A 12,888-nucleotide genomic window follows, 5' to 3' on the forward strand; every position below is an offset into this window, starting at 1 on the left:
AATGTTCAAAGCTTTTAAATCAGCAGGATTCAACTGTGAAGCAACTCATATTACTAATGATTTACGATTAGATACATTGATGCAAATATTGTCTATTGCATTTTGCCTAGCTTATCAAACTGGAGAGATTATAGTTTTAGATAAACCAATAGTTATTAAAAAACATGGTTATAGGCAAAATAGTATATTTCGTGTTGGATTAGATACATTGGTTAATATCTTGTATAATATTTCTACTCAATTAGTACGTTGGATACAGCTGTTGTCCTTGATATTCCAATATCCAAAGATGATAAAATGAAAAATTGTCATGTAGTAAGCAAATTTCCAATTCGTTCTATCTAAACACAATAACCATTTTTGCTCCTGCTCAAACCCAGTCATCATGACTAACATAACAGGTAATACTCTCCATGATATTGAGATTTCAGAGATAAATCTTTGCATCCTTCTATACCATGAAGCTGCTTTAATCCCAGACGGCATTCTATTGCATAACAATGATATGTTTACTGTCCTGCTGTTAAGCATTGAAATGATAAATAATCCTAAACATTTTGCTCTTGATAAATTAAGCGAAATATGTTTTTGTAATAATTCGACTAGAGGGGCGGAATGATCTTTCATATGTAAACCAAGTTCTTTCCCCGTTATCATCATGAATTATCAGCAAAATTCAATCCTTTAGTCCTTACATCTCTAAAAATTGTCATGTAGTAAGGAAGATAACGGAAAGTTTAAAGTTTTTACCTTTATTCTAATAGTTTTATCCTTTGAACTATTTAAGGTTTGAATGTTCAAAGTTACATATTGCGGTAATGAAATATTGTTTTCATTTTTCATATTACTTTTATAACCTGTTATAAAAATTATAGCAGTTAATAATAGAGCTGTTTTTAATTTGGACATATATTTTTTATAATAATTTATAAATAGAAAATTATAGATAGAAATTAAAATCAAGTAAATAAATTGTCATATTTCTTTTACGCATCCTATAGTTAATAATTTTATTTAATTTCTTTTGAGAAAAAATCAATAGGTTTGACTTTTCTAACATATTCTAGTATAATATTTATCTTCAAAATAAATAGAAAAATTTAATTTATGAGTACTCCCAAAAGTGACAATTATCTCTCGGAACTAAGAAAGGTAATTTGGCCTATAGAAAGATATGAAAATAAGAAGTTTCTTCCTATGGCGTTTATGATGTTCTGTATTTTATTAAACTACTCAACGCTTCGTTCAATTAAAGACGGGTTTGTAGTAACGGATATAGGGGCAGAAGCAATAAGTTTCTTAAAAACATATATAGTACTACCTTCTGCCGTAATCGCTATGGTAATTTATGTTAAGCTCTGCGATATTTTAAAGCAAGAAAACGTGTTTTATGTTATTACTTCATTTTTCTTAGGGTATTTTGCATTATTTGCATTTGTTCTTTACCCCTACCCTGATTTAGTTCATCCTGATCCTGAAACCATAGAATCTTTAAGTTTAGCTTACCCTAATTTCAAATGGTTTATAAGAATAGTTGGGAAATGGAGTTTTGCATCTTTTTATACTATGGCAGAGCTTTGGGGAACAATGATGCTTAGTTTATTGTTTTGGCAATTTGCTAACCAAATTACTAAAACCGATGAAGCTAAACGTTTTTACTCAATGTTTGGTTTACTTGCTAATTTAGCATTGCCTGTAACATCCGTAATTATTGGATATTTCTTGCATGAGAAAACTCAAATAGTTGCAGAACATCTAAAATTTGTGCCTTTATTTGTTATAATGATAACAAGTAGCTTTTTGGTAATATTAACATATAGATGGATGAATAAAAACGTTCTAACCGATCCTAGACTTTATGATCCGGCATTAGTAAAAGAAAAGAAAGCTAAAGCTAAAATGTCATTAATAGACAGTTTTAAAATGATCTTTACTTCTAAGTATGTAGGTTATATTGCATTGTTACTTATTGCTTACGGTGTTTCAGTAAATTTAGTTGAAGGGGTTTGGAAATCCAAAGTAAAAGAATTATATCCGACGAAAGAGGCTTATACTATATATATGGGTAAGTTCCAATTTTATCAGGGTTGGGTTGCAATTGCTTTCATGCTTATAGGTAGTAATATTTTAAGAAAAGTATCATGGCTAACTGCAGCTATGATAACTCCATTAATGATGTTAATTACCGGTGCAGCATTTTTTGCATTTATCTTTTTTGATAGTGTTATTGCTATGCATTTAACAGGCATTCTTGCTTCGGGTCCTTTAGCACTTACTGTTATGATTGGTATGATTCAAAATGTTTTAAGTAAAGGTGTAAAATATTCTTTATTTGATACCACTAAAAACATGGCATATATTCCGCTTGATAAGGATTTACGAGTAAAAGGACAAGCTGCTGTTGAAGTTATCGGAGGAAGATTCGGTAAATCAGGTGGTGCTATTATTCAATCTACATTCTTTATTTTATTTCCTGCATTTGGTTTTGTAGAGGCAACTCCTTATTTTGCTTCTATATTCTTTGTAATAGTAATATTATGGATATATGCTGTTAAAGGTTTAAATAAAGAGTATCAAGTTTTGGTAAATAAAACTGAAAAATAGAATTTGTTAAAATTTAATATTATAAAAAAGCAAGTTTCTTAGAAGCTTGCTTTTTTATAGTCGGAGAGTTTATAATATGACAAATACAAAACCCAAAATTAAAACTCCAAGATCGCCATATGTAAAAAAATATAATAGTTGGCGAATAAGGATTTTGTATTCTATTATTATAGGTTATGCGACTTTCTATTTTTGTCGTCAGAATTTTAATATAGCAACTCCTGCTATAAGAGAATATTTTGGGGTTACTAAAACACAAATTGGTTGGATATTAACTGCTTCATCTATTATGTATGGAGTCAGTAAAGCTTGTAACGGGTTTATTAGCGATAAAGTTAATGCTCGAATATTTATGGTTTTGGGTCTTTTATTTGTCGGGATCATTACTATTCTAATAGGTTTTTCAGATTCTTTATGGCTTATAGGAATTTTATGGATAGCCAGTAACTGGTTTCAATCTATGGGTTGGCCTCCTGCAACAAAAATGCTTACTCACTGGTTTGCTTCAAAAGAACTTGGAACTAAATGGGCTATGGGTGCAACTTCTAATCAAATAGGTGGTGCCCTTGCTATGATAAGTTGCGGTTATTTAATCGATAAATTTGATTGGAGAGCTACTTTTTTCGTTCCCGGTGTAGTTGCTTGTATAGTATCGCTTTTTTTATATAATAGGCTTCGTAATTCTCCAAAAGAAGTAGGTTTATCTACCGTAGAGGAATATAAAGAATATCCGCCTGAAGCTATAGGGGATTATGAGAAGCTATTAACTCCCCAATTACTTAAAATGGTCTTTTGTAATAAGCTAATATGGTATGTTTGTTTAGCAAACATGTTTGTTTATATAATACGTTCCGGAGTAATTTATTGGGCTCCAACATTTTTAAAAGATTTACGTAATATAAGTCTTGCAAATGCAGGCTTACAAATCGGTTTATATGAAATGATAGGTATCCCAGGGGCATTAATAGCAGGTGTTTTATCTGATAAACTATTTCAAGGTCGTCGAGGTCCTGTTGCATCCATATGTATGGTATTGCTTAGCTTATTGTTAGTCTTGTTTTGGAAAATTCCTATTCAAAGTGAATTATTAAGTATAGTAATTCTTTCTTTAATAGGCTTTTTTGTTTCAGGACCTCAGCTCCTTGTAGGTATAGCAGCTGCTGATTTCAGTACCCGTCAAGCTGTCGGTACAGCTAATGGATTATCAGGGTTATTTGGTTATTTAGGAGCGGCTATTGCGGGAGTCGGCGTAGGATGGATTAGCGATAATTACGGTTGGAATGGGGTATTTATATTTTTCAGTATTTCTGCTCTTTTAGGAGGAGTATTATTTGCTTTAACATGGAATCGTTCAGCTAAAAAATAAATTTAATAATTATATAAAGGTTACAAAATGACAATACAATATACTTTTTCAATGATTAAGCCTGATGCTATCAAGAGGAATAAAATAGGACAAGTTAATACTTATTTGGAAAATGCAGACTTAAAGATAGTAGCTCAGAAAATGAAATTTTTAACTAAATATGAAGCTGAGTGTTTCTACGATGAACATAGAGCAAGACCGTTTTTTAATAGCTTAGTTGAATATATTACTTCAGGAGCGGTAGTACTTCAAGTTCTTAAGGGGGAAGATGCTATAACTTTAAACCGCACCGTTATGGGTGCAACTAATCCTGCTGAAGCTGAAGCAGGAACTATTAGAAAAGATTTAGGCGAATCAATTAAGGCTAATAGTATTCATGGTTCAGATAGTGAAAATAGTGCGAAAAGAGAAATCGAATTTTTCTTTAATAAATCTGAAATTATAGAATAATTAATGCTAAAATATGACGTAATAGTTATAGGCGGTGGACATGCAGGCGTAGAAGCAGCCGCCACTTCTGCACGTCTTGGAGTTCCTACTCTCTTAATTACGTTAAAACCGGAAAATTTAGGTGAAATGTCTTGTAATCCAGCAATCGGTGGAATTGCAAAAGGCACATTAGTTAAAGAAATCGATGCACTTGATGGGTTAATGGGTTATGTTATAGACCAAGCCGGTATACATTATAAAACGCTGAATGAGACTAGAGGACCGGCAGTTTGGGGACCTAGAGCTCAAGCTGATCGAAAGCTTTATAAAAAAGCGATGTATCAAATATTAACAAATTATCCTAATCTAGATATATTATATGGAAAAGTGGAGGATATAGAAATTAAATCTTCTAAAATTGAAGCGGTTATTTTAAATAACGGTAGCAAAATTCTTTGTCAAAAAATTATATTAACTACAGGTACTTTCCTATCAGGTCTTATTCATATTGGACAAAAAAAAATTCCTGCCGGTAGAGTAGATGAAGAGCCTTCGTATGGATTATCAAATACATTAAAACAAATAGGTTTTAAACTGGCTCGTTTAAAAACAGGTACACCGCCTCGAATTGATGGACGTACTATTAATTATAGTAAAACAATTTTACAACCCGGCGATAAAATTCCTCGTCCTTTTTCTGAATTAACAAATGTTGTTAATGTTCCTCAGATAAATTGTTTTATCACAAAAACAACCTCAGAAACTCATGATATTATACGTGAGAATCTTGATAAATCCGCAATGTATTCAGGGCAAATAGAAGGAATAGGACCGCGATATTGTCCTTCTATTGAAGATAAAATAGTCAGATTTAGTACAAAATCAGAACATCGTATATTTTTAGAACCTGAAGGGTTAGATGATTATACGATTTATCCAAACGGTATTTCTACTTCTTTGCCTGAAGATGTGCAATATAAATTAATCAAAACAATACTAGGATTAGAAAATGCAAAGGTTTTACGTCCAGGTTATGCTATAGAATATGATTATGTTGATCCACGTGAAATAAGTGTTACGCTAGAGACAAAAAAAATAGCTGGATTGTATTTTGCTGGGCAAATTAACGGTACTACAGGATATGAGGAAGCCGCGGGGCAAGGTATAATAGCCGGTATAAATGCTGCTTTAGCAGTAAAAGATCAAGCACCGTTTATGTTAACAAGAGCAAACAGTTATATTGGAGTAATGATTGACGATTTAACAACATTTGGTACTATAGAACCTTATCGTATGTTTACTTCTCGCTCAGAATATAGATTATCTTTAAGAGCAGATAACGCTGATTTACGTTTAACAGAATTAGGGATGAACATTGGAGTTGTATCAGAAAAACGTAAAAAAATATTCACAAAAAAATGTGAAGATATAGAAAAAACAAAATCATTATTAAATACCTTGTCTTTAACTACTAGTAAACTTGCTAAAATGGGTATACAGGTTGCACAGGATGGTACATATAAAACAGTATTAGACTTATTTAAAATACCTAATTTTAATGTTGAACAAGCTATTAAAATTTTTCCTATGCTTAAAGAAACGCAAAATAATAACATTTTGCAATTACTCTATATTGAAGCAAAATATGCTTCATATTTAACTAGACAACACGCAGATATTAATTTATTTCAAAGTGAAGAGGCACAGTTAATACCTAAAAATATTGACTATTTTAAAATACCAAGTATATCATTAGAGATACAGGAAAAACTTTCTTCCCATAAACCTGCTACTATTGGTGTAGCACGTCGAATTCCAGGGATTACACCTGCAGCAATTACGGCTATTATAATTTATTTAAAAACTAAATATAGTGATGGAAATTCCACGTGAAATAATTGAAAAGTTAGAAATTTTTCAAAAGTTAGTTAAAAAATGGAATAAATCAATCAATCTTGTATCGAATAGTATACATAATTTTTGGCAACGTCATATATTAGACTCATTACAATTAATACAATATATTGATAATAAAGAAATACATTTAGTTGATATAGGAAGCGGTTCTGGTTTTCCTGGTATAGTATTATCTATAGCAGGGGTAGCGAAAGTAAGTTTAATAGAAGCTGATTTACGTAAATGTATATTTTTAGAAAAAGCATCAAAGATATCAAATAATAACATACAAATAATCAATCAAAGAATAGAAAAAGTAGAAATAGATTGCAGTATATTAACTTGTAGAGCTTTCTCTAACTTAAATACAATATTTAATTGCATAAAAAATATTTCAGTACGAGAAAAATTTTTGTTATTAAAAGGAAAAAATTATTTAACTGAAATAGTAGAAGCTAAAGAAAGATGGTTATTTGATTATTTAATACATCAAAGTATTACTTGTGAAGAAGGGAAAATTCTAGAAGTTAATAATTTAACAAAAATTATATGAAAATAATTGCTATTGTTAATCAAAAAGGAGGGGTAGCTAAAACTACAACTACTGTAAATTTAGCTACAGCTTTTGCTGCTGTAAATAAAAAAATTTTAGTTATAGATCTTGATCCTCAAGGGAATAGTAGTACCGGTTTTGGAATTAGTCAGCAACAACGCAAAAATACTATATACCAAGTATTAACAAATTTAATAGAATTGAAAGATGCAATAATTTCTACAGATATACCAAATTTAGAAATAATTACTTCAAACACTAATCTATCTGCGGCTGAATTAGATTTAACAAAATTAAAGGACCGAGAATATATTTTAATGAAGCTATTGGAAGAAATAAAAATATTATATGATTATATAATTATTGATTGCCCTCCTTCATTAAATTTATTAACGGTAAACGCTTTAGTTGCAAGCGATGAAGTGCTGATTCCAATGCAATGTGATTTTTATTCTTTAGAAGGATTAAGTCACTTGCTAAAAACAATTGAAATTATAGAGAAAAAATTAAATCCTAAGATAAAGATTGCAGGTATATTATTTACAATGTATGATAAGCGTAATCGTTTAACTGAGCAAGTAGAAGATGATGTTAGAAAATGCTTAGGAGAATTAGTATTTAAAACCGTTATTCCAAGAAATATTAAACTATCTGAAGCTCCTTCATATGGAAAACCGGCTATTATATATGATTATAAATGTTCGGGAGCAGTTGCATATATAGAACTTACAAAAGAAATCTTAGAAAGATATGGCGAAAAATAAAGGACTAGGAAGAGGATTATCTTCATTACTTGGAGAAGAAGTTATTTCTATAGAATCAGAAATAATACAAATAATAAATATTGATAAAATAAGACCAAATGAGAATCAGCCTAGAAAAAACTTTGAATATGATAAAATAAAAGAATTAGCAGATTCTATATTGAATAATGGTTTATTACAGCCTATTATTGTTGATAATAATTTCCAAATTATAGCAGGAGAGCGACGCTGGCGTGCATGTAAATTAGCAAAAGTTTTAGAGATACCAGTAATTATAAAAAATTTAGATGCTAGAGAGAGTATGGAAATAGCATTAATTGAGAACATACAAAGAGCTGATTTAACAGTTATGGAAGAAGCTCGTGGCTTTAAATATTTAGTAGAAAATTTTAATTATACGGCAGAAAAATTAGCTGAAAGGCTTGGTAAAAGTCGTAGTCATATAGCTAATTTATTAAGGCTTAATAATTTGCCGCAGTCTATTCAAGATAAAGTAAATGAAAATATACTAAGCATGGGGCAAGCTCGATGTTTAATAAATCACGAACATGCAGAAGTAATAGCCGATCATATTATAAATAATGATTTAAATGTACGTCAAACAGAAGAACTAGTAAGACAATGGTATAAAAATGAGTATACAAAATCCCCTAACAATAATAACAAAGTAGGAAAGCGTTTTTTAAAGGACAACGCTACGGATAATGATCTAGAATTATTAGTAAAAGCTTTATCAGAAAAATTTGGTATAAAAATAACAATAGAAAATTATCCATTAGGTGGAAAATTAATATTTCATTATAAAGATTTAGAAGAATTAGACTTGATATTATTAAAATTAAATTAAAAAAACTGTTAAAATTAAAGTATATATACAGCATTTTATTTCTTAAGATAAATATCTAAACGAGAAAAACAATGATAGAAATTACAATGTCTGATTTTGAATTATATGAGCATAGAGCAATAAATTCATACAATACAGTAGTAAATATATATCAGTGTAAAATAATAATATAAGGAAATAAATAATTTATGTCATATCAATATGTTTATGAAATGGTTGGTTTAAGCAAAATTATAAATGGTAAACGAATTTTAAAAGAAACAAATTTATCATTTTTACCAAAAGCTAAAATCGGTATAATAGGTCCAAATGGAGCAGGCAAATCAACTTTATTAAAAATAATGGCAGGTATTGATAAAGAGTTTGAAGGTAAAGCAACAGCTAAAATTGGTATAAAAGTAGGATATTTACCTCAAGAACCGTATCTTGATGCTAGTAAAAATGTTTTTGATAATATCATAGAAGGTCTTCATGAAAAGAAAAAACTTATTGATGAATTTAATTATATAAGTAACAAATTTGCTGAAATCACTGATGAAGAAATGCAAAAGCTTTTTGATAAACAAGCAGAATTGCAAGAAAAAATAGACAATTGTGATGGATGGAATCTAGAACGTGAAATAGAGATCGCAATGCTTGCTTTACATTGCCCACCAAAAGAAGCAGATATTACAAAAATTTCCGGTGGAGAAAAAAGAAGAGTGGCTTTATGTAAATTGCTTTTAGAGAAACCTGATATGTTGTTACTTGATGAACCTACAAATCATTTGGATGCAGAATCAGTTTCTTGGCTTGAAGATTATTTAAAGCATTATGAGGGTACTGTAATAGTAATTACCCATGATCGTTATTTTTTAGATAATGTTACAGAATGGATATTAGAAATAGATCGTGGAAATTGTATACCGTGGGAATCAAATTATAGTTCTTGGCTTGAGCAGAAGCAAAAAAAATTAGCTTTAGAAAGTAAAGAAGACGATGATAGAAAAAAACAATTGAATCGTGAACTTGAATGGATTCGTCAAACTCCAAAAGCTAGACAATCAAAAAATAAAGCACGTATTACAGCATATCAAGAGTTATTAAATAAACAACAAGAACAAAAAACTGATCCTACTCAAATAATTATACCTAACGGACCTCGTTTAGGGGATCTTATTATTGAAGCAGAACATATAGCTAAAAAATTTAATAATAAAATATTATTATCAGATTTTAGTTTTAAAGTTCCACGTGGAGCTATTGTAGGAATTATTGGACCGAATGGAGCAGGTAAGTCTACTTTGTTTAATATTATTACAGGTAGAATAATGCCAGATAGTGGTTCTATAAAAATTGGTCAAACGGTAAAATTAGGTTATGTTGATCAATCACGGGATTATTTAGATGATAATAAGACTATATGGGAAGAAATTTCAGAAGGTCTAGATGAATTACAACTTGGTAATAGAATAATTAAAAGTAGAGCTTATTGTGCAGCTTTTAATTTTAGAGGCGGTGATCAACAAAAAAAAGTTGGACAACTTTCAGGTGGAGAACGTAACAGAGTACATTTGGCAAAATTACTAAAAGAAGGAGCAAATGTTATATTATTAGATGAGCCGTCTAATGATTTAGATATTAATACGTTAAGAGCACTTGAAGATGCTATTTTAGACTTTGCAGGTTGTGTATTAGTGATTAGTCATGATAGGTGGTTTTTAGATAGAATAGCCACTCATATTATATCATATGATAAAGAAAATAATGCTACATGGTTTGAAGGAAATTATCAAGATTATCATGAATATATGCTAAGTACTAACGGGGAAAGTATTTTAAATCCAAAATATAAACATAAGAAATTAATATAAATATGTCTTTAACACAAATATTATTAATTTTGTTTGTAGGAATATTGGTAACAAAACCGCATGATATTTTTATAATTATTAAAGAATTTAAAAAAATAAAAGCGTATTTAATTAATATTAAGTCGTCTATTATAAAAAATATAGATGAACCGTTAGAAACAGAACAGGTAAATTTTTATTTAAAAAAAATTATTAACCTAGAAGGTTATTATCATGGTAATTATGATTTAACGACAATAAAAGAAAAATATTATACGCTAATAATTAACAATGACTTAATAGAAAATGAATCAGCACCTGATATAACAGAGAAACACTAATCCGTGCCTCAATTAATTAAATCTAAGAATTATGCAAAAAGTAGTAAAACTTAACAATATCAAAATAGGAAATGATTTACCGTTTGTTCTAATTGCAGGGCCTTGTCAGATTGAAGGAAAAGATCATACGTTGTTTATGGCAGAAAAACTTGTTAAATTAACTAGCAAGCTTGAGATTCAGTTTATTTATAAATCTTCTTTTGATAAAGCTAATAGAACTTCCGTAAATGGGATTAGAGGACTTGGTATTGAGAAAGGTTTAGAAATTTTATCAAAAGTAAAATCTGAATTCGATTGCCCTATTGTTACTGATGTTCATTCAGAGAGTCAATGTACCGAAACAGCCGAAGTAGCAGATATTTTACAAATTCCGGCATTTTTATGTAGACAAACCGACTTGCTTCAAGCTGCAGCAAAAACAGGTAAAATAGTAAAAGTAAAAAAAGGACAGTTTCTAGCTCCGTGGGATATGAAAAATGTACAAACAAAACTAGAAGCTTTTGGAGTAAAGGATATATTATTTACAGAGCGAGGAGCGTGTTTTGGCTATAATAACTTGGTATCTGATATGCGTAGTCTTGCAATAATGGCAGAGTTAAATGTACCTGTAGTTTTTGATGCCACACATTCCGTTCAGCAACCGGGAGGGCTAGGAGGTAGTACCGGCGGAGAAAGAAAATATGTAGAGTTACTTGCAAAGGCAGCAACTTCTGTAGGTATCGCTGGTATGTATATGGAAGTACATCAAGACCCCGATAACGCTCCAAGCGATGGTCCATGTATGATTAAGTTGGATAATCTAGAACCCGTTCTTATCAAACTAAAAAAATATGATAAAATTACAAAAGAAAAATAACCTCAAATTTTACCTTTCAAAATATATATAAATATCCCCTATTAATTCAATTTTAAAATAGAAGTGATAATTTTTTACAACATAAGAAATAGAACTTTCTTATCATCAGAATTCCAACAATTCACCTTTAAATCCTTGCTGTAAATTTACTTATTCAAAAAAATTTTTTAAGTAGTGTTAATATTTATTTATTCAACTTATGAAGCTAAAATGTTTTTATTTGGAGTAATATAAATTATTTTAACGCGAGTTTYGAATTAATATAGCATAGGATTTAGCATATCAAGAGAGATGTAATAGAAGGTTTATTATCAGACATTTGATAATTTATCAGTGCTGCAACCATATGCACAAAGGCATTTGTAACTGATCTATGCCTTGAATGCTCAAACTTCCCCAATAGTTTAATTTTACTAAACACAGATTCTATTAATGCTTTTTTAAGCAATAATATTTTATCCAACATAGACATAAGTTTATTTTTCATATTTTTCTTTACCCTAGTTACCATAAAAATTCCTTGCTCTAAAAGTTGTAGAAATAATTGTTGCGAAATATAACCACGATCTCCGAATACTTTACCAAAAAGATTTTTGATTATCAGTTCCAGCTGTTTTCTATCATCCTTATTGCCAGGGCTAAAAGATGCTTTAACTATACCACCGGCTCTATTAATTATTAGATGTAGTTTAAGTCCATAGAACCAACCTTTTGTTGTCTTACTGCTTGCTGCTATGCCGGCGAACACTTTATTCATTGAAATACGGTATCTCTTACATACCTCTATACTACTTGAATCTACAAAAGAGAGTCCGTCACACTGATCCAAAATAGAATTGAATATTAGTACTAATAGTGGTAAATGTGGACCTATTATTTTTATAAATTGACTATAGCTTACTAATTGAAAATCTCTTTGATGATGAATTCATATTTGCTTCAGATAATAATTCTTAAAACAATCATAAGATGACTGCCAGTAGCCTATTATAATTGTTATTACCTCACTTCTGTTCAGTCGACTTTTAGGACCAGATTTGTTGTTATGGTTAGTAATTGAATTTGTATGCTTGTCTAATTCTTGAAAAAAATCATCGACGTAACAAAATATTTCTGTAAAATCCATTATCATAGGTTATTGCTCTTAAAGTTTTTTCAATAACCTATAAACTTTTTTCTAATACTATAAATACCATATTTTAATTAGCAATTTGTATTTTGTACTCACTTTATAACAAAAACAGTATTATTAAGATCCCCGTAACCCAGTTACTATCAGCTATTCAGCGACTTTTTGAATACGAAACTCGCGTTTTTTAGGTAAATATATATGTTTAATTGGTGGGAAGTCCCAAACAGGAACGAGGTTTAAAAAATATAAATGATTTTTTGACGGAGTA

At 29.9% G+C, this 12,888-nt stretch carries 13 protein-coding genes and 1 pseudogene; 11 read left to right on the top strand and 3 right to left on the bottom strand.

The genetic code is table 11. The features are described 5' to 3' along the window. Window position 1: 1 nt before the first annotated feature. Window positions 2-301, top strand: coding sequence for a hypothetical protein (locus tag REIS_RS16340; protein ID WP_008579488.1), 300 nt, complete (start codon window positions 2-4; stop codon window positions 299-301). Here REIS_RS16340 and REIS_RS12005 read toward each other — a convergent pair. Further along, window positions 238-660: a hypothetical protein gene (locus tag REIS_RS12005; protein ID WP_008579511.1), complete on the bottom strand. Its 423-nt coding sequence runs from the start codon at window positions 658-660 to the stop codon at window positions 238-240. The two genes, REIS_RS16340 and REIS_RS12005, sit on opposite strands and share 64 nt — an antisense overlap. A gap of 60 nt (window positions 661-720) precedes the next feature. Further along, window positions 721-909, bottom strand: a pseudogene (locus REIS_RS13970) (peptide deformylase); the annotation flags it as partial. Window positions 910-1,107: 198 nt separating this feature from the next. On the opposite strand from REIS_RS13970, the gene tlc1 reads away from it, so the two are divergent. From tlc1 to kdsA, 10 genes are all read left to right on the top strand, one after another. Further along, window positions 1,108-2,604 carry an ATP/ADP exchange transporter Tlc1 gene (gene tlc1 / locus REIS_RS01680; protein WP_008579514.1) on the top strand — a complete coding sequence of 499 codons (1,497 nt, stop codon included), beginning with the start codon at window positions 1,108-1,110 and terminating at the stop codon, window positions 2,602-2,604. Window positions 2,605-2,680: 76 nt separating this feature from the next. Further along, a complete protein-coding gene (locus REIS_RS01685; RefSeq protein WP_008579515.1) occupies window positions 2,681-3,970 on the top strand; it encodes an MFS transporter in 1,290 nt (429 codons plus the stop codon). Window positions 3,971-3,997: 27 nt separating this feature from the next. Next, complete coding sequence (gene ndk, locus REIS_RS01690) at window positions 3,998-4,420, top strand: nucleoside-diphosphate kinase (RefSeq protein ID WP_008579516.1); 423 nt, start codon at window positions 3,998-4,000, stop codon at window positions 4,418-4,420. A 3-nt stretch (window positions 4,421-4,423) separates the two neighbouring features. Beyond that, window positions 4,424-6,292 (top strand): tRNA uridine-5-carboxymethylaminomethyl(34) synthesis enzyme MnmG, encoded by a 1,869-nt coding sequence (gene mnmG, locus REIS_RS01695; RefSeq protein WP_008579517.1) that lies wholly within the window; start codon window positions 4,424-4,426, stop codon window positions 6,290-6,292. Beyond that, window positions 6,276-6,848 (top strand): 16S rRNA (guanine(527)-N(7))-methyltransferase RsmG, encoded by a 573-nt coding sequence (rsmG, locus tag REIS_RS01700; RefSeq protein WP_008579518.1) that lies wholly within the window; start codon window positions 6,276-6,278, stop codon window positions 6,846-6,848. Before mnmG ends, rsmG begins: the two co-directional genes overlap by 17 nt. Further along, a complete protein-coding gene (locus REIS_RS01705; RefSeq protein ID WP_008579519.1) occupies window positions 6,845-7,612 on the top strand; it encodes a ParA family protein in 768 nt (255 codons plus the stop codon). Before rsmG ends, REIS_RS01705 begins: the two co-directional genes overlap by 4 nt. Beyond that, entirely contained in the window at window positions 7,599-8,459 is an 861-nt protein-coding gene (locus tag REIS_RS01710; protein WP_008579521.1) for a ParB/RepB/Spo0J family partition protein, read from the top strand. Before REIS_RS01705 ends, REIS_RS01710 begins: the two co-directional genes overlap by 14 nt. A gap of 188 nt (window positions 8,460-8,647) precedes the next feature. Beyond that, entirely contained in the window at window positions 8,648-10,312 is a 1,665-nt protein-coding gene (ettA, locus tag REIS_RS01715; protein ID WP_008579522.1) for an energy-dependent translational throttle protein EttA, read from the top strand. A gap of 2 nt (window positions 10,313-10,314) precedes the next feature. Further along, window positions 10,315-10,632, top strand: coding sequence for a DUF2672 domain-containing protein (locus tag REIS_RS01720; RefSeq protein WP_008579523.1), 318 nt, complete (start codon window positions 10,315-10,317; stop codon window positions 10,630-10,632). Between the two features lie 31 nt (window positions 10,633-10,663). Further along, complete coding sequence (gene kdsA / locus REIS_RS01725) at window positions 10,664-11,488, top strand: 3-deoxy-8-phosphooctulonate synthase (protein ID WP_008579524.1); 825 nt, start codon at window positions 10,664-10,666, stop codon at window positions 11,486-11,488. 274 nt (window positions 11,489-11,762) lie between these two features. Here the strand turns inward: kdsA and REIS_RS10840 are convergent, their stop codons facing one another. After that, window positions 11,763-12,416 carry an IS982 family transposase gene (locus tag REIS_RS10840; RefSeq protein ID WP_083787731.1) on the bottom strand — a complete coding sequence of 218 codons (654 nt, stop codon included), beginning with the start codon at window positions 12,414-12,416 and terminating at the stop codon, window positions 11,763-11,765. Window positions 12,417-12,888: the final 472 nt, after the last annotated feature.

The sequence above is a fragment of the Rickettsia endosymbiont of Ixodes scapularis genome (assembly GCF_000160735.1).
GTDB classification, from domain to species: domain Bacteria; phylum Pseudomonadota; class Alphaproteobacteria; order Rickettsiales; family Rickettsiaceae; genus Rickettsia; species Rickettsia tamurae.

Coding starts and splice junctions, on each gene's coding strand:
- REIS_RS01705 (WP_008579519.1), top strand. CDS start 6,845: ATGAAAATAATTGCTATTGTTAATCAAAAAGGAGGGGTAGCTAAAACT.
- mnmG (WP_008579517.1), top strand. CDS start 4,424: ATGCTAAAATATGACGTAATAGTTATAGGCGGTGGACATGCAGGCGTA.
- REIS_RS12005 (WP_008579511.1), bottom strand. CDS start 660: ATGATGATAACGGGGAAAGAACTTGGTTTACATATGAAAGATCATTCC.
- REIS_RS16340 (WP_008579488.1), top strand. CDS start 2: ATGTTCAAAGCTTTTAAATCAGCAGGATTCAACTGTGAAGCAACTCAT.
- REIS_RS01720 (WP_008579523.1), top strand. CDS start 10,315: ATGTCTTTAACACAAATATTATTAATTTTGTTTGTAGGAATATTGGTA.
- REIS_RS01710 (WP_008579521.1), top strand. CDS start 7,599: ATGGCGAAAAATAAAGGACTAGGAAGAGGATTATCTTCATTACTTGGA.
- kdsA (WP_008579524.1), top strand. CDS start 10,664: ATGCAAAAAGTAGTAAAACTTAACAATATCAAAATAGGAAATGATTTA.
- REIS_RS01685 (WP_008579515.1), top strand. CDS start 2,681: ATGACAAATACAAAACCCAAAATTAAAACTCCAAGATCGCCATATGTA.
- ndk (WP_008579516.1), top strand. CDS start 3,998: ATGACAATACAATATACTTTTTCAATGATTAAGCCTGATGCTATCAAG.
- rsmG (WP_008579518.1), top strand. CDS start 6,276: ATGGAAATTCCACGTGAAATAATTGAAAAGTTAGAAATTTTTCAAAAG.
- ettA (WP_008579522.1), top strand. CDS start 8,648: ATGTCATATCAATATGTTTATGAAATGGTTGGTTTAAGCAAAATTATA.
- tlc1 (WP_008579514.1), top strand. CDS start 1,108: ATGAGTACTCCCAAAAGTGACAATTATCTCTCGGAACTAAGAAAGGTA.